A 20,697-nucleotide genomic window follows, 5' to 3' on the forward strand; every position below is an offset into this window, starting at 1 on the left:
AACCGGGCAGCCCGCTCCAGGCGGGCTACCCCGGAGCTGTCGCCATGTCGCTACCCTCTCCCTGGAGAGCCGAGTTTCCGGCTTTCACCGCCTTCGCCGCCGACGGCATCACCTACCTCGACAGCGCCGCCACGGCGCAGAAGCCCCAGGTGGTGCTGGATGCCCTGCTGGCCAGCTACAGCCTGGGTGCAGCCAATGTGCATCGCGCCCAGCACTGGGCCGCCGAGCGGACCACCGCCGCCTACGAAGGCGCCCGTGGACGGATCGCCGCCTGGCTGGGCGCGGCCTCGCCGCACGAGGTGGTGCTGACCCGCGGCGCGACCGAGGCCCTCAATCTGCTGGCCTACGGGTTGGAAGACGCCTGCGCGGCGGGTGACGAGATTCTCATCAGCGCCCTTGAGCACCATGCCAATCTGTTGCCCTGGCAGCAGCTGGCCCGGCGTCGGGGCCTTGAACTCAGGGTCATCCCCCTGACCCCAAGCGGTCATCTGGACCTGGAAGCCGCCGAGCGGCTGCTGGGCCCTCGAACGCGCGTGGTGGCGGTCAGCCAGCTGTCCAATGTGCTCGGCACCTGGCAACCGCTGGCGGAGCTCGCGGCCCTGGTACGGGCGCGCTCGCCGGCCTGGCTGGTGGTGGACGGCGCCCAGGGCGCGGTCCATGGCCGCCATCGCCCGGGCGACTTCGACGCCGACTTCTATGTCTTTTCCGGCCACAAGCTTTATGCCCCCGAGGCCATTGGCGTGCTCTGGGGCAAGGCCGATTGTCTGGCGCGGCTCAAGCCCTGGCAGTTCGGCGGCGAGATGGTGCAGCACACCACCTTTGCCGAGGCCCGCTTCCATGCCGCGCCCATGGGCTTCGAAGCCGGGACGCCGCCCATAGGCGCGGCCATCGCCCTGGGTGCAGCGGTCGACTGGCTACAGGGTCAGGACGAGACGCTGATCCGCGGTCACGAGCAGGCGCTCAGTCTGAAGCTCCTGGCCGGACTGGCTGCCCGCGACGGCGTCCAGGTGCTGGGTGAACCCCAGATCGCCCTGGCCAGCTTCCAGGTCGCGGGCATCGATGTCGGCGATCTTTCCCATCTGCTGGGGGAACAGGGCATCGCGGTGCGCGCCGGTCAGCACTGCGCCATGCCGCTGTTCCAGACCTTGCAGACGCCTGGTGCACTGCGGGTATCCCTGGGCCTGTACAACGATGCCGAGGACCTGCAGCGCTTTTTCACTGCCCTGGACAACGCTTTGGAGCTGCTGCGATGAATCTGCTTCCCGATGCGGCGGAAGCTCGCCGCGCCTTCATCATCGCCAAGGGCTGGGAGGCGCGCTCGCGACTGCTGTTGCAGTGGGCCGAGCGCCTGCAGGCGGTGCTCGAGGAACGCGACGAGGATCTGGTGCAGGGCTGCGAGAGTCGGGTACGCCTGACCCATGAAGCCCAGGGCGATCGTCACTTCTTTCGCGCCAGCAGCGAATCCCGGGTGCTCAAGGGGCTGCTTGCCGTGGTGCTGGTGCGCGCCAACGGCTTGACCCGTGAAGAACTGGGTCGCCTCGACATCCACGGCTGGCTGGGCGAACTCGGGCTGGAACGCCAGCTGTCGCAATCGCGCAGCAACGGCCTGAACGCCGTGCTCACGCGGATGCGCGAACTGGCGGCCTAGCCTTCGCTGGCCGCGGGATTGCGCCGTGCGCGGAAGAACCCGGTCAGCACCTGGCCACAGGCCTCGGCCAGCACCCCGCCTTCCACCAGGACCCGGTGATTGAGAAAGTCCTGCTCGAAGAAGCGCCCGCGACTCTGGGCCATGCCGGCGCGCGGCTCGCTGGCGCCATAGACCAGCCGCTGGATGCGACTGTGGACGATGAGGCCGGCGCACATGCTGCACGGTTCAAGCGTGACGTAGAGCGTCGCCCCGGGCAGCCGGTAGTTGGCCAGCCGCGCGGCGGCATCGCGGATGGCCTCCATCTCGGCATGGGCGCTGGGATCGTGGGCACCGATGGGCCGATTGAAACCGCGACCGATGACCTCTCCGTCGAGTACCACCACGGCCCCGACCGGCACCTCGCCCTGTTCGGCGCCCCGCTCGGCCAGGACCAGGGCCTCGCGCATGAACAGGTCATCCCGGCTGCGATCGATGATGGGCAAGGGGCGTAAGCGGGCCATGGCTGAACTCTGGTCAAAGCGCCATGATACCGCCGTCAGCCCGGGAGGCCAGCCATGGGACCCGACGCCGGAGATGAACCTCTCGTCAGAAAATGATCGCGATAATTGTTATCGAATGCAGAAAATACAAAGCGGGTGCGATGCCTGGGAAGCGCCTGTGATCGACATCACATTCACAGCCATTCGGTACCGAAGCCTTAACAGGAACGCCTCGGCGCGGTCCTATTCAAGAGTTCATCTGAGACAGTCGCATGATTGCTGCACCTTCCGGTCAGTCGCTGCAAAGCTGCGAAAGCGAGCCAATCCGCATTCCAGGCGCCATCCAGGCACACGGTTACCTCCTGGCCTTCGATGAGAGGGAATGGCTGATCAAGCATGTCAGCCGCAACCTGCCCGAGCTGCTGGGCAAGCCGCAGGTCGAGCTGCTGCATCGTCCGTTTCAGCAGGCGCTGCCGCTCGAGCTGGTCCAACAGGTGCAGCAGGCGCTGACGCTGGAGCATCTGGAAGAAGCCAATCCGCTGAGCTGGGCGCGTCCGCTTCGCGACATGGACGTGATCCTGCATCGCAGCCACGGCCTGGTGTTCCTGGAATTCGAGCCGGACGACCATGGCGGCGTCGAGCCCGCCGGGTTGGCGCGCGCCCTGGCCCGCCTGCAGCAGGCTCGCACCCTGCCCGAGCTGTGCGAGGGTGCGGTGCGCGAGGTGCGCGCCCTCACCGGTTTCGACCGGGTAGTGGTCTATCGCTTCGATGACGGCGGCGATGGCCAGGTGGTGACCGAGGACCGTGTCGACGACATCGACAGCTATCTGGGCATGCACTTTCCGGCGGCCGACATTCCCGCCCAGGCCCGGGCGCTCTATCGCGAAAACTGGATCCGCAATATTCCCGACGCCCAGTACGAGGCGATCCCGCTGGTACCGGCCTTTCTGCATGGCACCGAGCGCGACCCCATCGACCTGACCCATGCCGTGCTGCGCAGTGTCTCGCCCATCCACTGCCAGTATGTGCGCAACCAGGGCCTGCGTGCCTCCATGAGCGTGTCGCTGATCAGCGACGACAAGCTCTGGGGGTTGATCAGCTGTGGCCACCGCGAACCCCTGTATCTGCCCTATCGCACGCGGATGGCCTGCCGCTCGGTCGGGGTGCTGGTGTCGCTGATGATTCGCGCGCTGGAAAATCGCCAGGTGCAACGCGAGATCGATGCCCGCGAGGCGCAACTGGCGGCGTTGATCCAGGGCATGTGCGACAGCCGTGGCGAGGTACTCAGTGGCCTCGCCGAAAGACCCGCCGATCTCCTGGAGCTGGTGAATGCCGGCGGTGTCGCGGTGCTGGTGGAGGATGAGCTCAGCACCCTGGGCGAATGCCCGAACGCGGAAGACATCCGTACCCTCGCCGCCTGGGTGACGGCCGAGATGGACGCCTCGGGCATCTATGCGACCCGCTGCCTGGCCGACGAATTGCCCGAGGCCCGCCGCTATAGCGACCGGGTCAGCGGCGTCCTGGCACTGGCGCTACCCAAACCGGTGCGCAACCTGGTGCTCTGGTTCCGTCCCGAGATCGTCACCACCGTGGTCTGGAGTGGCAACCCGGCCAAGCTGGAAGCCACGTCATCCGCATCGGGTCCGGGACTGAACTATCCGCATCCGCGGCGCTCCTTCGATGCCTGGAAGGAGCTGGTACGCCTGCGCTCCGAACGCTGGCGCCCGGCCGATCTGTTTGCCGCCAAGGACCTGCGCCGTTCGGCCATCGAGCTGGACCTGGCGCGTCAGGTCGAACGCGAGCGTCAGGCCGTACGCCTGCGCGACGAGATCGTCGCGGCGGTTTCCCATGACCTGCGCAGCCCCATCACCATCATCCTGATGAAGGTGGGGATGTTGCAGCGCCAACTGGAAAAGCTGGCGCTGGGCGATGACCGGCTGCCCAGTTCGCTGCAGGTGATAGAGACCGCGGCCAACCGCATGAACGCCCTGATCAGCGACCTGCTGGACCTGTCGAAGATCGAGTCGAATCGCCTGGTGCTGGACCTCAAACCGGCACGACTGGCAGACGTCTGCGCGCAACCGATCCTGCTGTCGCGGCCGCTGGCGGAGGTCAAGAACATCAGCCTGGAATACGCCGCCGATCCGGATCTCCAGGTACTGGTGGAAGCCGAGCGCATCTTCCAGGTGCTGATGAACCTGCTGGGCAATGCCATCAAGTTCACCGCGCCAGGCGGCCTGGTGCAACTCAGCATGCGGCAGCTCGGCAACCTGGCCGAGATCAGCGTGACCGACAACGGCCGCGGCATGACCCAGGCGCAGCAGGCACGGGTGTTCGAGCGCTTCTGGCACGTGCAGGAAGACAATCCCACCGGTCACGGTCTGGGGTTGTACATCGCCAAGGGTATCGTCGAGGCCCACGGCGGTGAGCTGAGCGTCACCAGCGCCCTGGGTCAGGGCAGCACCTTCAGGTTTACCCTGCCTATCGCGCCCTAGCGCGCCAGGATCCGCGAAGAGAAAGCCCCGGTGGCCGACAGCGACGTTGAAACCACCGGGGGAGCGCTAGGCTCGCTGTAATGGACGTCAGCGAAACGCTGCGAATTCCCGCCTTTCGTCGGGCCGGAAGGGTCATTTTCTTCAATACCGCCAGGGGTCACTATCGCTAGGTTGAGGTCTCCATAACTGTCGAGACCTCGCGATGACCCTGATCCTGTCCATGGCCGCCTTTGCCCTGGTGGCGTCCCTCTCTCCCGGCCCGGTCAACCTGGTGGGCTTCAACACCGGCCTCACCCATGGCTGGCGATCGGCCCTGTGGCATGTCGCCGGCGCCACCCTGGGTTTCGTCGTCCTGCTGCTGGCCGTTGGCCTCGGCCTGCACGAGGTACTGGCCGCCTGGCCGGCGCTGCTCTGGATCCTGCGCGTGGCCGGCGCCCTCTTCCTGCTGTACCTGGCCTGGAAACTGGCACGGGCCACAGGGGACCTGGGCAGCGGCGTGGTGGCAGCCTGCCCGGGCTTTCGCGACGGCGCCCTGCTGCAATGGCTCAATCCCAAGGCCTGGCTCGCCGCCGCGGCCGGGGTGGCGCTGTTCGTCGGCGAAGATCGCGGGCGCCTGGCGCTGTTCGCCGGCCTCTATCTGGTGATCTGCTTCGCCTCCCTGGCCTGCTGGGCCGTGGCCGGCCAATGGCTGCGTGGCCACTCACCGTCGGCGGCCCGCCTGCGCCTGCTCAATCGCGTCCTCGCCGCGCTGCTGGTGCTGTGCGCCGCCTCACTGCTATGGGAGGGCTGAAGCGGCGCGGTACTGACCGGGGGTGGCCGCCACCAGGCGCTTGAAGGTGCGTTGCAGATGGGCCTGGTCGGCGAAGCCGGTGGCCAGGGCGACCTCGGCCAGGTCATCGCCCCGACGCAGGCGTTGCCGCGCCAGGCGGATGCGGCGGTCGATCAGGTAGGCGTGGGGCGTCAGGCCATAGCGCCGGCGAAAGCTGCGAATCAGCTGGGTGGGCGAGAGATCCGCCACCTGGCTGAGCTGGTCCAGGCTGACGCCCTCGCTGCAGTGGGCATCGAGAAACTCGGCGGCGCGCCTCAGGCGGCGATCCTCGCGGGCCCGCGTCGCCGCGACCGGGGTCCGACCCAGGCGGGCGAGTACGGCTTCGAAATACAGCAGCGCCTGACTCTGGCGCTGCAGGGTGAGGCTATCCGGATCGGTCAGGCAGGCATGCAGGGCTTCCAGCCCGGCGTAGAGCTGGGCGTCACGGGACAGCGGTACGGCCAGCGGTTGGAAGTCGTCGGCACCCGGGCGCTGCAGGTCGGCCAGCCAGCCGGCGTCCACGTGCAGCATGCGATAGCGCCAGGCGTCCTCGCCCTGGGGATTGCAGGCATGGACGTCACCGGGATTCATCAGCACCAGGGTGCCCGCCCCCACCAGTTCGCGGGTCGAGCCGTTGTGATAGCGACTGCGCCCACCCAGCACGGTACCGATGGAGAAGGTTTCGTGGGAATGCGGGGCATAGCAGAGCGTGCGGCCGTCCTGGATGGAACGGGCTTCGAGAAAGGGCAGCGCGGGATCGTGCCAGAAGCGTGGGGTGGTCGCGGTCATGCCGTCTCCTTGCACCGGGTACTTCCACTGGCCACCGGTATCGGGCCAGGCCAGTCAGCTTAGCGGACGCTCGCTGGCGCTGCATCCGGACAGGCCGGCGCCTTTCCGCGGCCAGCATGAGGTTCATATAGAGGCTTCCCCGGGAACTCGACAAAGGTCTAGATGCGACGAAATGTCGCACCAGCAGGTACAAACAAACGTTTCCATTTGCCCTCAGAGAAACGGTAAACCTGCATTGCAGAGCCCTTCAGGCGTAACGGCCGGCACTCCGATACTGGCGCTACGCGGGAAGAGGCCGCGATGAGTTCTTCAATCGAAGACCCGCATCTGGGCGGGCACAGGAGTTTCGGATGCCTTGCAGTCCATTCGATGATCCAACGCCATTCAGCCAGTCTTTCGCCATGTCCCTGGCTCCCAAGGGGCCTCGCTCATGATCGAGACCATTTCCCAGGCACTCGCCCCTATCATCTTCGTTACCGTCCTGGGCTGGGGCGCCGGCCGCTGGAAGGTGCTGCCGCAGACGGCGAGCAAGCCCTTGGCAACCTTCGTAGTCACCTTCGCCCTGCCTATCGCCCTGTTTCTCGCCGCCGCCCACACCCGCCCCGAGCAGGTCCTCAACCTGCCCTATGTGGCGACCCTGGCTAGCGGACTCATCGGCGTCTGGCTGCTGGGTCTGCTACTGGGTCGCTACCGCGGTGGGCGGACGTGGCGCGAAGGGGCCATGCGCGGCATCACGGTGGCCTTTCCCAACATGGCCTATTGCGGGCCGCCGGTGCTGACCGCCGCCATCGGCCCCTCCGCCGTGCTGGCGGTGATCGTCGGCAATCTGATCTTCACCCTGGTGGTCATCCCGCTGTCGCTGCTGTTGCTGAGCGGCGGTGGCGCCCGCCAGGCGCTCGGCAAGGCGCTGCGCCAGCCGCTGGTGATCCTGCCGCTGCTGGGATTGCTCTGTGCGCTGCTGGGTATCCGCCTGCCCCAGTTGCTGGTGACGGCGACGGACGAGATAGGGCGGGCAGCCGGGGGCGTCGCGCTGTTCACCCTGGGCCTGATCCTGTCCGGCATCCAACCGCGGCTGGATCGCGACATCGGGCTCAATGTGGCCCTGAAGAATCTGCTGCAACCGCTGGTGATGCTGGGCGTCGGCCTGGCCGTGGGCCTGCAGGGCGCGCTGCTCCAGCAGGTATTCCTGCTCGGCGTACTGCCGGCGGCCACGGCGGCGCCCACGCTGGCGATGGCCCACGGCGTCTACACCGAGGACGCCGCGCGGAGCGTGCTGTTCAGCACCCTGGTTGCCATCCCGGGTATCGCCCTGGGCATCGCCTTGACCACCCTGCTCTAGCCTGTCCGGGGCTCGCGCGGCGCAAGCCGCGAGCCCCGGCAGATCGGAGGGCTGCAGGAGCGCGCCATGGCCTCCTGGCCGCTCGGCCGCCCCGTCGTATTGCACCACCGTCAAACCCCTGACCGCGAGGAACCTGGCATGTCCTTATCTTCCACGGATTCACCCGACGTCGTGTTGATCGGCGCCGGCATCATGAGCGCCACCCTGGGCACCCTGCTCAAGGAACTCGACCCCAGCCTGAGCGTGACCCTGTTCGAGAGTCTGCACGACTGCGCCCAAGAGAGTTCCCAGGGCTGGAACAACGCCGGGACCGGCCATGCCGCCAACTGCGAGCTGAACTACACCCCGCAGCGAGACGACGGCAGCGTCGACATCGCCAAGGCGCTCAAGGTGAACACCCAGTTCGATCTCTCGCGCCAACTGTGGGCCTATCTGGTGCGCAAGGGCACCATCCCCGATCCGCAGGCCTTCATCCATGCCTGCCCGCACCTGAGTTTCGTCTGGGGGACGGAGAACGTCGCCTTCCTCCGTGAACGCTATCGGACGATGAGCGCCCATCACTGCTATCACGGCATGGAATACAGCGAAGACGGCGCCCAGATCGCCCAGTGGGCACCGCTGCTCATGGAAGGGCGCAGTGCCGACGAGCCGGTGGCCGCGACGCGCATGGTGACCGGGACCGACGTCGACTATGGCGCCCTCACCCACCTGCTGGTGCGCCAGCTCAGTCAGCAATCCGGTTTCGCCGTGCACTATCACCAGCGGGTGGTGGATCTGGCGCGTACCGACAGCGGTCGCTGGCGGGTGACGGTGGAGGACGTCGAGCATGGCGGACGGACGGAGGTCACCGCCAGGTTCGTCTTCATCGGCGCCGGTGGCGGCTCGCTGCCGCTGCTGCAGAAGTCCGGCATTCCGGAAGGCCACGGCTTCGGCGGCTTTCCCATCTCCGGCATCTGGCTGCGCTGCGACGTCCCGGCACTGGCCGAACGGCACCAGGCCAAGGTCTATGGCAAGGCGCCCTCGGGCTCGCCGCCCATGTCGGTGCCGCACCTGGATACCCGTATCATCGGCGGCCAGCGCTCGCTGCTGTTCGGACCCTATGCGGGCTTTTCCTCGCGCTTCCTCAAGCACGGCGCCCTGACCGATCTCTTCACCTCGCTACGCCACGACAATATCCTGCCGCTGCTGAACGTGGCCAAGGACAACATCGACCTGACCGAATACCTGATCGGGCAGATCTTCCAGAGCTCCAGCCAGCAATTCGCCATGCTGCAGCAATTCTTCCCCCTGGCGAAGAAGCGCGACTGGCAGGAAGCCGTGGCCGGGCAGCGGGTGCAGACCATCAAGCCCACCGGCCAGCACGGCCTGCTGAGCAAGAAGGGCGAACTGGAATTCGGCACCGAACTGGTGAGCGCCGCGGACAGATCCATCGCCGCGCTGCTCGGCGCCTCGCCCGGCGCCTCGACGGCAGCGGCCATCGCCCTGGAAGTGCTGGAAACCTGCTTCCCGGAGCGCCTCACCGAAGACGCCTGGCTGCCGGCACTGAGGCGCATCCTGCCGACCTACGGCGTCGATCTGAAGACCGATGCTGCGGCCTGCCGGCAGAGTCGCGCGGAGACCGCCAAGGTCCTGGGGATTGCCGACGTCTGAGGTGTTCCTGGCCGCACGCCCATGCGTGCGGCCAGGTCCGTTAACGGGTGGCGGCGTCTTCGGCCTCTTCCAGCAGGACATCTGCGGTGATCAGGTAGTCGGCATCCGGATGCAACTCGGCGCCCAGCGCCAGTTGCTGCGCCGCGGCGGCCAGGGTCGGCGCGCCCTGGAAGGTGGCGTTGAGTTCGGCCAGCAGGAGGCCCATGTCCTTATGCATCAGCGCGGCCGGAAATTGCGGGGCGAAGTCGCCGTCGCGCAGCGCCGCCAGCTTGCGCTGGTGATGGGGCGAGAGCACCGCCAGGTCGCCGAACACCTCGAACAGCACCTCGGCATCCAGGCCGGCGCGGGTGGCATAGGCCAGCGCCTCGGCGAGGGCCGCGAGCCCGGCGCCCATCAGGCCGTTGATAGCCAGTTTGATGGCCGCGCCCTGCCCGGTCGGACCGACGTGGTGCACGGTCTTGCCCAGGACTTCGAGAATCGGCCGCGCACGCTCCACCGCTTCGGGTTCGCCGGCGGCCAGGACCACCAGCTGCGCCTTTTCCGCTTCGGGCGTGCTACCGGACACGGGCGCCTCGACCACGGCAATGCCGCGAGCCCTGCCGGCCGCTTCCAGACGCAGCGACAGCGCGGGCGAGTTGGTACTGGTGTTGATCAGCAGCCGACCGCTTTCCAGGCGGGCGAGCACGCCGTCGGGGCCGAGCAGGACCTGTTCGAGAATGGCGTCGTTGGGCAGGGAAACGATCACTGCCTCGGCCTGGGGCAGCAGGGTCGCCAGGGACTCCATCGGCGTGCCATGGCGCTCGCCGTCCTGCTGGTGTTCGGCATAGGCGCTGACCGTATAGCCGGCCTCGCGCAGGTTGGCGCCCATGCGCTGGGCCATGGCGCCGAAGCCGATGAAACCGATCGAGGGATGAGCGGACATGAGGGGAGCTCCCGGTAGAGGATGGTGGTATCTCGACTCTACCTCCAGGCCGGGGTTCCGCCATCAAAGGCCTAGTCATCGTCTCGCGAGCGGGAGCCAGACAGGGCGCGAAGACCCGAGGCAGCGAATCGGACCCGCGCCCGGGTTCACGAGTGGTAAATGAGCCTTCCGATAGGGCCGCCTAGGCCAGGCTGGCGACCCAGGGTCTTGTCGACGCAGTTCGGCCGACGCGCAGCGGACGTTGCCCCTAGATCCCGCTGAACCAGTTGTAACCCTGGTCTTCCCAGTAGCCGCCGGGATAGTCGTTGGTCACGAACAGCGCCTGGATGTGCTTGGGATTCTTGAAGCCGAGCTTGGTGGGTACCCGCAGCCGCAGCGGATAGCCGTAGTCCGGCGGCAGGGCCACCTGGCCGAAGTCCAGCGCCAGCAGGGTCTGGGGGTGCAGCGCTGAGGCCATGTCGATGCTGGAGTAGTAGCGGTCGGCGCACTTGAAGCCGACATACTTGGCGCTGGTGTCGGCGCCGATGCGTTCGAGGAAGGTGCGCAGGGGCACGCCGCCCCACTGGCCGATGGCGCTCCAGCCCTCGATGCAGATGAAGCGGGTGATGTCGGCGCGTTGCGGCAGGCGGCGCAGGTCTTCCAGGGTCCAGGCCTGCTTGTTGGCGACCAGGCCGGAGACCTCCAGGCGATAGTCGCTGAGGTCCACCTCGGGAACGTTGTATTCGGGGTAGAAGGCGTTGAAGGGAAAGGGGTTGGTGATCTGGCTGGCGGCATAGGTCGGCGCCAGGCGCTCGCGGCCGAACAGCCAGGCCTGCACCCGGTCGTTGAAGCGCGACATGGACCAGAGCACCTTGTCGACGCTGTCGCCGTCCTGCAGGTTGCAGCCACTGAGCATGGCCAGGGCGCCCACGGTCAGGCCCTGCTTGAGCAGCAGGCGTCGTTGCAGATTTTCCACCTGTCGCTGTTGCGCCGGCTCCAGGCGCAGCCGTTCACGCCGACTCATCGTTAACCTCCTCGTGCGCCCGACCGGTGATCATCGGCGGCAGGGTGCGGGGGACCAGGATGACCAGGGCCAGGTGCACGACGACAAAGGCGCCGATGCCGGCCATGGCGAAGAAATGCACGTAGCGGGCGGTGTCGAAGCCGCCGAGCAGGGCCGCCAGCCCCTGCAACTGCACCGGTTTCCAGATCGCCAGGCCGGAGAGCACCACCAGCACCCCGAGGACCAGTACGCCCCAGTAGAGCAGGCGCTGCACGGCGTTGTAGGTGCCGAGGCGATGACCCAGGCGCAGGCGCACGGCCGCGGCGAAATCACGGCCGATGGCACGCGGCGACAGCGGCAGGAAATCACGCCGGAAGTGGCCGCTGAACAGGCCATAGAGCAGATAGATCAGGCCATTGACCAGCAGCAGCCAGAACACCGCCAGGTGCCAGGCGATGGCGCCGCCCAGCCAGCCGCCGAGGGTCGCCCAGGCAGGAAAGGTGAAGGGGAACAGCGGCGAGGCGTTGTAGATCGCCCAGCCGCTCATGAACATGCAGGGCATCGCCAGGGCGTTGAGCCAATGGGTGAGGCGCACCGGCCAGCGGTGCACCAGACGCCGTCGCGAGGTGGTCATGACATTCCCTCTTCACCGCGAGATGGAGGCGGTCGGTTGCCCGACCGCCGGAGGTCTTAGAATCTGCTCACGATCTCGCGAGCTAGAGACAAACAAGGCCTAGGCGGCCCCGCGAAAATGGCTGAGGAAGCGGATCGGACTCGCGCTCGGGTTTACGAGCGGTAAATGAGCATTCCGACCGGGCTGGCGACCCAGGACATTTTCAACACAGTTTGGCCGACGCGCAGCAGACCGTGAGTAGGTTCTTACATGGGTGGGGTGAAACCGTCCTTCCCTACCGCCACGCCCTTGGCGTGCTTGCCGTCTTCGGCGGGGAACAGCACCACCTTGGCACCGGGCTTGAGCAGGCTGCGGTCGCCCTTCTCGACATAGGCGATGGGTACGTCTTCCGGCACCACCAGCTGCTTCTCGCCGCCCTTGTACTGCACGGTCAGGGTGCGGCCGTTGGCCTTCTTGAGTTCGCCCACGGTGCCGTTGGTCATGGTGCCGGTGCTGCCATCGGCGTTTTCCCAGCCGTAGTGGCCTTCGCCGGAGCCGCGCAGGCTGGCCTCGAACACCGTCACTTCCAGCGCCTTGAGGGTGCCGTCCGGCTGCGGCGTGGCGGCCGAGCCGATGAAGCTGTCGGCTTCGATGCGATCCAGGTTGGCCTTGGACACGGCGCGGTAGCTGGTCTTGTCATCCAGCATCAGGGTCTGGTGGGCACCGTTGCGGGTGGTGAAGGCCAGGGTGTCGCCCTGGACGCTGTCCACGGTGCCGCGCATGGGCTTGACGGTGGGCATGGGCGCGGCCTGGGCCAGCAGGGTACTGCTGGCGAGCAGCAGGGCAAGGGAACCGCGGAGCAGAGTCTGGGTACGCATGAAACCTCCTGGGATAGGGAATCGCCCCGCCACAGTGCGACGCGTGGGGGGTCAGCAAGATGACCGGCGAATGACAAAAATGTCACCCAGCGAAGCGACCGGAGGCCCTACCATGACGTCATGCATATTCTCCTCATCGAAGACGACCAGAAGACCGGCGAGTACCTGAAGAAGGGGCTCGGCGAATCCGGCTACGCGGTCGACTGGACCCAGCACGGCGCCGATGGCCTGCACCTGGCGCTGGACGGCCGCCATGACCTGGTCATCCTCGACGTCATGCTGCCCGGCATCGACGGCTGGCAGATCATGGAAGTCCTGCGCAAGAAGCTCGACGTGCCGGTGCTCTTTCTCACCGCCCGCGACGGCCTGCAGGATCGCATCCGCGGCCTGGAGCTGGGCGCCGACGACTACCTGGTCAAGCCCTTCTCCTTCGTCGAGCTGCTGCTGCGCATCCGCACCCTGCTGCGCCGTGGCGTGGTGCGCGAGCCCGAGCAGTTCCACCTGGCCGACCTGCAGCTGGACCTCCTGCGGCGGCGGGTGACCCGTGGCGACGACCTCATCGTGCTGACCAACAAGGAATTCGCCCTGCTGCACCTGCTGCTGCGTCGCGAAGGCGAGGTGCTGTCGCGCACCCTGATCGCCGCCGAGGTCTGGGACATGAATTTCGACAGCGACACCAATGTGGTGGACGTGGCCATCAAGCGGCTGCGCGCCAAGGTCGACAACCCCTACCCGGTCAAGCTGATCCATACCGTGCGCGGCATCGGCTACGTCTGCGAGGTGCGGCCTTGAGCGCGCGGTCACCCTCGCTGATCCTGCGCGCCACCCTGGGTTTCGCCCTGGTGGCGCTGCTCGCCGTGGGCGGTGCGGGAGCCTTTCTCTACCACAGCCTGGAACGTACCGTGCTGGAGCGCGCCGACTACGCGCTGCTCGGGCGGCTGGCGCACTTTCGCAGCCTGCTCAGCGCCGACCTGTCGCTGGAGACCCTGGGGCGCAGTCCGCAGCTGTTCGCCAACATGCTGGGCAACGAACAGGACGTCTTTCTCATCGGCACGCCGGGCGCCAAGCCGGTGATCGCCTCCAATCCGCTGCAGATCACCCTCCCCGACCTGGCCGTGGTGCCGCAGACGCGGCGACCGACACGGGCCGATCTGCGCGAAGGCCAGCTGGCCGACGGCACCCGCTGGCGCGCGGCGCGGGTCGCGGTGAACACCCCCGAGGGCCCGGTGGAACTGACCGCCGCCCATGTGCTGCGTAACGAGGACACCACCCTGGCCGACTTCCGTCTCGGACTGCTCGGCGCCGTGACCCTGGCCTTCCTCGCCACCGCCGGACTCGGCTATCTGCTGCTGCGGCGCGGCCTGGCGCCGCTACGGCGCATCGCCCGCCACGCCGGCGGCATCACCCCGACCCGGCTGGCCGCGCCCCTGGAGCTGGCCGATGCCCCGCGCGAGCTGCAGCCGCTGGTGGAAAACTACAACGCCATGCTGGCGCGACTGGCCGACGGCTATGGCCGGCTGGTGCAGTTCTCCGCCGACCTCGCCCACGAGATCCGCACCCCGATCAATGCCCTCATGGGCCATACCGAGGTCGCCCTGCGCCAGGTGCGCAGCGCCGAGGACTACCAGGCGCTGCTGGCGTCCAACCTGGAAGAGCTGGAGCGCATCTCGCGGCTGGTGGAGAGCATCCTCTTTCTCGCCCGCGCCGACGACGCCCAGGCGGTACTGACCCCGCAGCCGCTGCGGCTGGACGAAGAGCTGGCGCGCATCGCCGACTATTTCGAAGGGCCGGCCGACGAGCGCGGCCTGCGCCTGGTGGTGGCCGGTGGCGGCCAGGTGGTCGCCGATCCGCTGATGCTGCGCCGCGCCCTGAGCAACCTGGTGGCCAACGCCATTCGCTATGCCGAACCGGATGGCGAAATCCGCCTGCAGGCGGAGGGTGGCCGGATCAGCGTCAGCAACACCGGCCCCGCCCTGGCGCCCGCGCATCTGCAACGGCTGTTCGACCGCTTCTATCGCGCCGATCCCTCCCGCCATCAACCCCATGATTCCAATGGCCTGGGCCTGGCCATCGTCGCGGCGATCATGCGCCTGCACGGCGGTCGTGCCGAGGTCGAGCAGAATGAACGGGGCATCCATTTCAGCCTGGTCTTCCCGACCCTGGCAGCCTGAACCGCGACCTATCGCTCAAACCACGCAACCGCCCGTCACCAAAGGACTTTTTCCGCTTGCCCAGGCGGGCTATGGGCTGCATCGACTCGCCCACTACTGTACATTCATCTACCTTAGGCAATAAGCAAGGGTGGTAGGCGATGAGCGTGGATGTCGAACTGGTGCTGGCCGGCAAGATCGGCTTCGCGGCGCACCAGAACGCGGTGCCCGTGCTGCGCGAATTGCGCCTCACCCACAGCGGCCAGGAATCCCTCGCCGACCTCAGTCTGACGGTCACGGCCGAGCCGGCCTTCGTGATCCCGCGCACCTGGCACCTGGAGCGCCTGGATCCCCAGGGCACCCTCTACCTCGATGACCGCGACCTCGAATTCGACGCCGCCCTGCTCGGCAGCCTGCAGGAGAGCCTGGTCGCCCAGCTGACCTTCACGGTGCGCCAGGGCGATACGATCCTGCAGACGCGGCGCTATCCGGTCGAGCTGCTGGCCCGCAACCAGTGGGGTGGCGTGGACAGCATGCCGGAACTGGCGGCGGCCTTCGTCATGCCCAACGATCCGGCGGTGGATCGCCTCTTGGGCGCGGCCGCCGAGGTCTTGCGCCGCGCCGGCAAGTCCACGGCGCTGGACGGGTACGAGAGCGGCTCGCGGCGACGCGTCTGGGAGCTGGGCTCGGCGCTCTGGTCGGCGCTGTGCGGTCTGCAGCTGACCTACGCGGTGCCGCCCGCCAGCTTCGAGCGCCAGGGCCAGAAGATCCGCACGCCGGGCAGCATCCTCGACGGTGGCCTGGCCACCTGCCTGGATCTCGCCCTGCTCGCCTGCGCGGCGCTGGAACAGGCCGGCCTCAATCCGCTGCTGGTCATCACCCGCGGCCATGCCTTCGCCGGGGTCTGGCTGCAGCCCCAGGAGTTCGCCCAGCTGCTCACCGACGACGCCGAGCCGGTACGCAAGCGGGTGGCGCTCAAGGACCTGCTGGTCTTCGAGACCACCCAGGCCACCGCCTCGCCGCCGCCGTCCTTCAGTCAGGCCATGCAACTGGCCGAGCGGCAGCTGGACGACGAGACCTTCGTACTGGCCCTGGACGTCCGCCGTGCCCGCCTGCAGCGCATCCGCCCGCTGGCGGTGCCCGGCCAGCCGGCCAGCAACGCGGACGGTCTGCTGCTGCCGGGCGAAGCTCTGGAAGAGGCCCCGCCGCTGCCGGCGTTCGACGTGGACGTCGAGGCGGCACCGACCACCCCGGTCGGGCGCCTGGCGCTGTGGCAACGCAAGCTGCTCGATCTCACCACCCGCAATCGCCTGCTGCACGTGCCGGACAACGCCCGCAGCGTGCCCCTGCTCTGCCCCGAGCCGGCGGCGCTGGAAGATCGCCTGGCCGAGGGCCGGGCGCTGCGCCTGGTGCCGCTGCCGGACCTGGCGGTAAGCGGCCGCGACGCCGTGCTGCACGAAGCCCGCGAACACGAGAATCTCGACGACGAATACGCCCGCGGCGCCCTGGCCCGCGGCGAGGTGGTCGCCCCCCTGGATGCGACCAAGCTGGACGCGGCGCTGGTGGAGCTCTATCGCCGCGCCCGCAGCGATCTCGACGAGGGCGGCGCCAACACCCTCTACCTGGCGCTGGGCTTCCTGCGCTGGAAAAAGGCCGCCGACGATCCCAAGCACTACCGCGCGCCGCTGATCCTGCTGCCGGTGCGCCTGGAACGGCAGAGCGCCGCCAGCGGCATCACCCTGCACCTGTTCGAGGACGAGCCGCGCTTCAACCTGACCCTGCTGGAGCTCTTGCGTCACGACTTCGATCTGGACATCCCCGGACTCGACGGCCCGCTGCCCGGCGATGGCAACGGCATCGACGTGGACAACATCTGGACCAAGGTGCGGCGTGCGGTGCGCGACCTGCCCGGCTTCGAGGTCAGCAGCGAATTGCTGCTGGGCCAGTTCTCCTTCGCCAAGTACCTGATGTGGAAGGACCTCACCGAACGCAGCGACCAGCTGCTGGAAAGCCCGCTGGTGCGCCACCTGCTGGAACGCACCGCGGAGTCCGGCGCCTACCTGAGCGGCGGCAGCTTTCCCCGCGAGCGCGAGCTGGATCGCCAGGTGACCCCGGCGGAACTCTTCACCCCGCTGCCGGCGGATTCCTCGCAGCTGGCGGCGGTGCTGGCCTCGGCCGGTGGCCAGGATTTCGTGCTCGACGGCCCGCCCGGCACCGGCAAGTCCCAGACCATCGCCAACATGATCGCCCACAACCTGGCGCTCGGCCGGCGAGTCTTGTTCGTCGCCGAGAAGCGCGCGGCGCTGGACGTGGTGTATCGCCGCCTGGAGGCCCAGGGACTCGGCGAGTTCTGCCTGGAACTGCATTCGAGCAAGGCCTCCAAGGCCGAGGTGCTCAAGCAGCTGGAGCGCGCCTGGGATACCCGCGACGGCCTCGACGAAGAGGAATGGCTGGCCGAGGCCGCCGAGGTGGAGCGCCTGCGCGATCGCCTCAATGCCGTGGTGGAGCGCCTGCACCGGCGCTGGCCCAATGGCCTGACCCTGCAGCAGAGCATCGGTCGGGTACTGCGCGACGCCGCTCCCGATACCCCGCGACTCGCCTGGTCCAACGCCGACGCCCATGACGCCGAGGGCCTGGCCGAGCTGCGCAACGCCGTGCGGCGCCTGGCCCTGCACGCCGAGACCGGCCGCAGCCTGGCGGCGGATTTCGCCCTCTTGCCGGCCCATCCCTGGTCCAACGCCTGGCAGGATGCCCTGGTTACCGCCGCCGAACGGCTCCGCGACAGCCAACACGCCTTGCAGCAGGCGCGCCAACGCCTGCGCGATGTCCTCGGTCTGCCACTGGCGGACCAGGTGGCGCCCCGTCGCCTGCTGGAATTCGCCGAGTTGCTGCAGAACGCCGCTGGCCAGGATCTGGCCTTCGCCTTCGGGCCTGGCGCCGCCGAGCGTCAGCGCCAGCTGGGGCGCGCCCTGGAGTTGCTGCGCGACTACCAGACGCTGGAGCGCGAGCTGTCGGTGCCCTATGCCGCCGAAGCCTGTCGCCGTGTCGCCCTGACCCAATTGGAAACCGCCTGGGACGCCGCCGGGCAGCGCTTCTGGATCTTCGCCAGCCGCGCCCAGCGACAGGTCACCCAGGATCTCGCCCGCCAGGGCGAAACCCAGGGTCAGCCCGATGTGGCGGCCGATCTGCCGCGGCTGCGGCGTCAGCGCACCCTGCTCACCGAACTGGACGAACTGGCGCCCACCCTGGCCTGCATCAGTGGCTGGCAGGGTGTCACCAGCGATCTCGATGCCCTGCTCGCGCGCCGCGTCCTGGCGGAAAGACTGAGCGCGGCGCTGCCGGCCCTGGCCGAAACGCCCGAGCAGCTGCTGGCCCTGCGCCAGGCGGCAGCGCGCCGGTTGCAGCATCCCGAGGACCAGCCGGTGGACACCACCCTGGCCCCGGCCGGCAGTGCCTTCGCCGAGGCCCTCGACGCGGCCGAAGCCGCCCGCCAGGCATTCGCCGCGCAGGCGGGATTGGCCGGTGATACCGCCGCCGCCGAGCTGGTGCGTACCGCTGCCGCGCTGCTGCGTCAGCCAGGTCGCCTCAAGGCCTGGTGCGACTGGCAGCGCGTCCGCGAGGAAGCCGACGCCCTCGGCCTGGCAACTCTGATCGCCCGCGCCACGGTCGCTTCGGTCGAGGACCTGGCAGCCCTGTTCGAAACCGCCTATGCCCGCTGGTTCGCCGCCACCGCCCTGGACGCCGAGCCGTTGCTGCGCGACTTCGTCCCGGCCGAGCACGAGAGCGACATCCAGGCCTATCGCCGGCTGGACGATCGCCTGCAGACCCTGGCCGTGCGCCATATCCGCGCCCTGCTCTGCCACGGCCTGCCACCGAAGAACGACGCGGCGCGCCAGGGCGGCGGCTTCGCCGTGCTCAAGCACGAACTGCAGAAGCAGCGGCGGCACAAGCCGCTGCGCCAGCTGGCCCTGGAAATGGGCGACGCCCTGGCGCGACTGGCGCCCTGCATGCTGATGAGTCCGCTGTCCATCGCCCAGTACCTGCCGCCGGACGGCGGTCTGTTCGACCTGGTGATCTTCGACGAAGCCTCGCAGATCGCCCCCTGGGACGCGGTGGGTGCCATCGCCCGCGGCGTGCAGGTGGTGATCGCCGGCGACCCCCGGCAGATGCCGCCGACGCGCTTCTTCGACCGCGCCGCCGGCGAGGACGACACCGCCGAGGACCTGGAGAGCATCCTCGACGAATGCCTGGGCGCCGGCATCTACAGCCACAGCCTCAACTGGCACTACCGCAGTCGCCACGAGAGCCTGATCGCCTTTTCCAACCACCACTATTACGACGGCAAGCTCATCACCTTTCCCGCGCCGGAGATCCGTCCGAGCGCGGTGGAATGGCGGCGGGTGGACGGCGTCTACGCCAAGGGCAAGGGGCGGCACAACGCCCTGGAGGCCCAGGCCATGGTCGCCGAAGCGGTCAAGCGCCTGCTCGATCCGGCCTTCGCCGGTCTCAGCCTGGGCATCATCACCCTCAACAGCGAACAGCAGCGGCTGGTCACCGACCTGCTCGACCGCGCGCGTCAACAGCACCCGGAGATCGAGGCGCACTTCGCCGAGGACCTGGCCGAGCCGGTGGTGGTGAAGAACCTGGAAACGGTGCAGGGCGACGAGCGCGACCTGATCATGCTCGGCATCGGCTTCGGTCCCACCGAGCCCGGCGCCAATACGATGTCGATGAACTTCGGTCCGCTGAACAAGGACGGTGGCTGGCGCCGGCTCAACGTCGCCGTGACCCGGGCGCGGCGGGAGATGCTGGTGTTCTCCTCCTTCGATCCGGGGCTGATCGACCTCAATCGCACCAATGCCCGCGCGGTGCGCGATCTCAAGCTGTTCCTCGAATTCGCCCAGCGCGGGCCCCAGGCCCTGGCCGCCGCGGTCAAGGGTTCGCTGGGCGGGCACGATTCGCCCTTCGAGGAAGCCGTGGCCCAGGCGCTGCAGGCCAAGGGCTGGCAGGTGGTGCCGCAGATCGGCGTGTCGCGTTTCCGCATCGACCTGGGCATCGTCCATCCCGACCGCCCGGGCGACTACCTGGTGGGTATCGAATGCGACGGCGCCACCTACCACAGCGCCGCCACCGCCCGTGACCGCGACAAGACCCGCAGCGCCATCCTCCAGGGCCTCGGCTGGACGCTGCTGCGCGTCTGGTCCACCGAATGGTGGATCGACCGCGCCGGTGCCACCGAGCGACTGCATGGGGAGATCGAGCGGCTGCTGGAGGAATCGCGAGCGAAAGTCTGAAATGGGCTTCGCTGCGCTCAACCCAACCTACACGGCACTCGATCACACCGAACTGCCCCCTCTCCCCTTGGGAGAGGGTTGGGGTGAGGGTATTCCCGGACATGCCGATGGCCAAAGGTGGCAAGTAGCCAAGGTTGGACTTAGCTAGGTTGAGGCTACTCCATCGCCGTAGCTCAACAAGCCGCGCTCGATCCTGGCACCGTTGGTGAGGGCAACCCTCACCCCAGCCCTCTCCCCCAGGGAGAGGGGGCGGTTGGTCCGGCGCGGGGAGTGGTTTGCTCGTGGTAACACGCTGCCAAGGCGTCCGTAGCGTGGAAAACCGCGCAGCGTTTTCCACTGATCAACTGCACCTGGACGTGGATAAGGCTGCGTCGTTATCCACTCTACGCGGCTACCCCCTCTCCTCTTAGAGGTAGGCTGGGGCAAGGGCATTCCCGGACATGCCGATGCCAACGGGCTGTTGGGCTTCGCTACGCTTAACCCAACCTACGAGGCCCAGCCATGTAGGTTGGGTTGAGGCATCTCTATCGCGGAAGCCCAACAAGCCGCGCATGACCCTGGCACCGTTGGTGGGGGCAACCCTCACCCCAACCCTCTCCCCAAGGGAGAGGGGGCGATTGGGTCCGGCGCGGGGGTGGCTTGTCCCCTGG

Annotated in this window: 15 protein-coding genes; 9 read left to right on the forward strand and 6 right to left on the reverse strand. The window is 68.0% G+C overall.

All coding sequences use genetic code 11. The annotated features are described in order from the left end of the window. Positions 1 to 44: 44 nt before the first annotated feature. Both PVZ77_RS17755 and PVZ77_RS17760 read left to right on the forward strand, forming a co-directional pair. The gene (locus PVZ77_RS17755; protein WP_273807849.1) at positions 45 to 1,253 is read left to right on the forward strand and encodes an aminotransferase class V-fold PLP-dependent enzyme; all 1,209 of its coding nucleotides are present in this window, start codon (positions 45 to 47) and stop codon (positions 1,251 to 1,253) included. After that, a complete protein-coding gene (locus tag PVZ77_RS17760) occupies positions 1,250 to 1,648 on the forward strand; it encodes a SufE family protein (protein ID WP_273807850.1) in 399 nt (132 codons plus the stop codon). Before PVZ77_RS17755 ends, PVZ77_RS17760 begins: the two co-directional genes overlap by 4 nt. On the opposite strand, the gene tadA is transcribed toward PVZ77_RS17760, so the two are convergent. Beyond that, entirely contained in the window at positions 1,645 to 2,148 is a 504-nt protein-coding gene (gene tadA, locus PVZ77_RS17765) for a tRNA adenosine(34) deaminase TadA (RefSeq protein WP_273807851.1), read from the reverse strand. The two genes, PVZ77_RS17760 and tadA, sit on opposite strands and share 4 nt — an antisense overlap. A gap of 251 nt (positions 2,149 to 2,399) precedes the next feature. On the opposite strand from tadA, the gene PVZ77_RS17770 reads away from it, so the two are divergent. Together PVZ77_RS17770 and PVZ77_RS17775 are read left to right on the forward strand one after the other, a co-directional pair. After that, complete coding sequence (locus PVZ77_RS17770) at positions 2,400 to 4,622, forward strand: ATP-binding protein (protein ID WP_273807852.1); 2,223 nt, start codon at positions 2,400 to 2,402, stop codon at positions 4,620 to 4,622. Between the two features lie 202 nt (positions 4,623 to 4,824). Beyond that, positions 4,825 to 5,412: a LysE family translocator gene (locus PVZ77_RS17775; RefSeq protein ID WP_273807853.1), complete on the forward strand. Its 588-nt coding sequence runs from the start codon at positions 4,825 to 4,827 to the stop codon at positions 5,410 to 5,412. Here PVZ77_RS17775 and PVZ77_RS17780 read toward each other — a convergent pair. Next, positions 5,398 to 6,219 (reverse strand): AraC family transcriptional regulator, encoded by an 822-nt coding sequence (locus PVZ77_RS17780; protein WP_273807854.1) that lies wholly within the window; start codon positions 6,217 to 6,219, stop codon positions 5,398 to 5,400. The genes PVZ77_RS17775 and PVZ77_RS17780 overlap by 15 nt on opposite strands. A gap of 430 nt (positions 6,220 to 6,649) precedes the next feature. Here PVZ77_RS17780 and PVZ77_RS17785 point away from each other — a divergent pair, with 430 nt between their 5' ends. Both PVZ77_RS17785 and mqo read left to right on the forward strand, forming a co-directional pair. Beyond that, positions 6,650 to 7,558: an AEC family transporter gene (locus PVZ77_RS17785; protein ID WP_273807855.1), complete on the forward strand. Its 909-nt coding sequence runs from the start codon at positions 6,650 to 6,652 to the stop codon at positions 7,556 to 7,558. A 138-nt stretch (positions 7,559 to 7,696) separates the two neighbouring features. Then, the gene (gene mqo / locus PVZ77_RS17790; protein WP_273807856.1) at positions 7,697 to 9,208 is read left to right on the forward strand and encodes a malate dehydrogenase (quinone); all 1,512 of its coding nucleotides are present in this window, start codon (positions 7,697 to 7,699) and stop codon (positions 9,206 to 9,208) included. Between the two features lie 40 nt (positions 9,209 to 9,248). Here mqo and PVZ77_RS17795 read toward each other — a convergent pair whose 3' ends face one another. The 4 genes from PVZ77_RS17795 to PVZ77_RS17810 form a co-directional block, all read right to left on the reverse strand. Beyond that, entirely contained in the window at positions 9,249 to 10,130 is an 882-nt protein-coding gene (locus PVZ77_RS17795; RefSeq protein ID WP_273807857.1) for an NAD(P)-dependent oxidoreductase, read from the reverse strand. A 247-nt stretch (positions 10,131 to 10,377) separates the two neighbouring features. Next, entirely contained in the window at positions 10,378 to 11,133 is a 756-nt protein-coding gene (locus PVZ77_RS17800; RefSeq protein WP_059226651.1) for a molybdopterin-dependent oxidoreductase, read from the reverse strand. Further along, the gene (locus PVZ77_RS17805) at positions 11,120 to 11,746 is read right to left on the reverse strand and encodes a cytochrome b/b6 domain-containing protein (protein WP_273807858.1); all 627 of its coding nucleotides are present in this window, start codon (positions 11,744 to 11,746) and stop codon (positions 11,120 to 11,122) included. Before PVZ77_RS17805 ends, PVZ77_RS17800 begins: the two co-directional genes overlap by 14 nt. A 245-nt stretch (positions 11,747 to 11,991) precedes the next feature. Next, complete coding sequence (locus tag PVZ77_RS17810) at positions 11,992 to 12,603, reverse strand: hypothetical protein (RefSeq protein ID WP_273807859.1); 612 nt, start codon at positions 12,601 to 12,603, stop codon at positions 11,992 to 11,994. A gap of 120 nt (positions 12,604 to 12,723) precedes the next feature. On the opposite strand from PVZ77_RS17810, the gene PVZ77_RS17815 reads away from it, so the two are divergent. From PVZ77_RS17815 to PVZ77_RS17825, 3 genes are all read left to right on the forward strand, one after another. Next, positions 12,724 to 13,395 (forward strand): heavy metal response regulator transcription factor, encoded by a 672-nt coding sequence (locus PVZ77_RS17815; protein WP_273807860.1) that lies wholly within the window; start codon positions 12,724 to 12,726, stop codon positions 13,393 to 13,395. Next, entirely contained in the window at positions 13,392 to 14,774 is a 1,383-nt protein-coding gene (locus PVZ77_RS17820) for a heavy metal sensor histidine kinase (RefSeq protein WP_273807861.1), read from the forward strand. Before PVZ77_RS17815 ends, PVZ77_RS17820 begins: the two co-directional genes overlap by 4 nt. Before the next feature lie 140 nt (positions 14,775 to 14,914). Next, positions 14,915 to 20,047, forward strand: coding sequence for a DUF4011 domain-containing protein (locus PVZ77_RS17825; RefSeq protein ID WP_273807863.1), 5,133 nt, complete (start codon positions 14,915 to 14,917; stop codon positions 20,045 to 20,047). The last annotated feature ends 650 nt before the right edge of the window (positions 20,048 to 20,697 follow it).

Source organism: Pseudomonas sp. SHLD1, assembly GCF_028640935.1.
Lineage (GTDB): Bacteria > Pseudomonadota > Gammaproteobacteria > Pseudomonadales > Pseudomonadaceae > Chryseomonas > Chryseomonas aestiva.

Bases quoted from the DNA above. Each gene is read 5' to 3' on its own strand.
- PVZ77_RS17755 (WP_273807849.1), top strand. From the start codon at position 45: ATGTCGCTACCCTCTCCCTGGAGAGCCGAGTTTCCGGCTTTCACCGCC.
- mqo (WP_273807856.1), top strand. From the start codon at position 7,697: ATGTCCTTATCTTCCACGGATTCACCCGACGTCGTGTTGATCGGCGCC.
- tadA (WP_273807851.1), bottom strand. From the start codon at position 2,148: ATGGCCCGCTTACGCCCCTTGCCCATCATCGATCGCAGCCGGGATGAC.
- PVZ77_RS17825 (WP_273807863.1), top strand. From the start codon at position 14,915: ATGAGCGTGGATGTCGAACTGGTGCTGGCCGGCAAGATCGGCTTCGCG.
- PVZ77_RS17815 (WP_273807860.1), top strand. From the start codon at position 12,724: ATGCATATTCTCCTCATCGAAGACGACCAGAAGACCGGCGAGTACCTG.
- PVZ77_RS17760 (WP_273807850.1), top strand. From the start codon at position 1,250: ATGAATCTGCTTCCCGATGCGGCGGAAGCTCGCCGCGCCTTCATCATC.
- PVZ77_RS17775 (WP_273807853.1), top strand. From the start codon at position 4,825: ATGACCCTGATCCTGTCCATGGCCGCCTTTGCCCTGGTGGCGTCCCTC.
- PVZ77_RS17810 (WP_273807859.1), bottom strand. From the start codon at position 12,603: ATGCGTACCCAGACTCTGCTCCGCGGTTCCCTTGCCCTGCTGCTCGCC.
- PVZ77_RS17780 (WP_273807854.1), bottom strand. From the start codon at position 6,219: ATGACCGCGACCACCCCACGCTTCTGGCACGATCCCGCGCTGCCCTTT.
- PVZ77_RS17770 (WP_273807852.1), top strand. From the start codon at position 2,400: ATGATTGCTGCACCTTCCGGTCAGTCGCTGCAAAGCTGCGAAAGCGAG.
- PVZ77_RS17785 (WP_273807855.1), top strand. From the start codon at position 6,650: ATGATCGAGACCATTTCCCAGGCACTCGCCCCTATCATCTTCGTTACC.
- PVZ77_RS17805 (WP_273807858.1), bottom strand. From the start codon at position 11,746: ATGACCACCTCGCGACGGCGTCTGGTGCACCGCTGGCCGGTGCGCCTC.
- PVZ77_RS17800 (WP_059226651.1), bottom strand. From the start codon at position 11,133: ATGAGTCGGCGTGAACGGCTGCGCCTGGAGCCGGCGCAACAGCGACAG.
- PVZ77_RS17795 (WP_273807857.1), bottom strand. From the start codon at position 10,130: ATGTCCGCTCATCCCTCGATCGGTTTCATCGGCTTCGGCGCCATGGCC.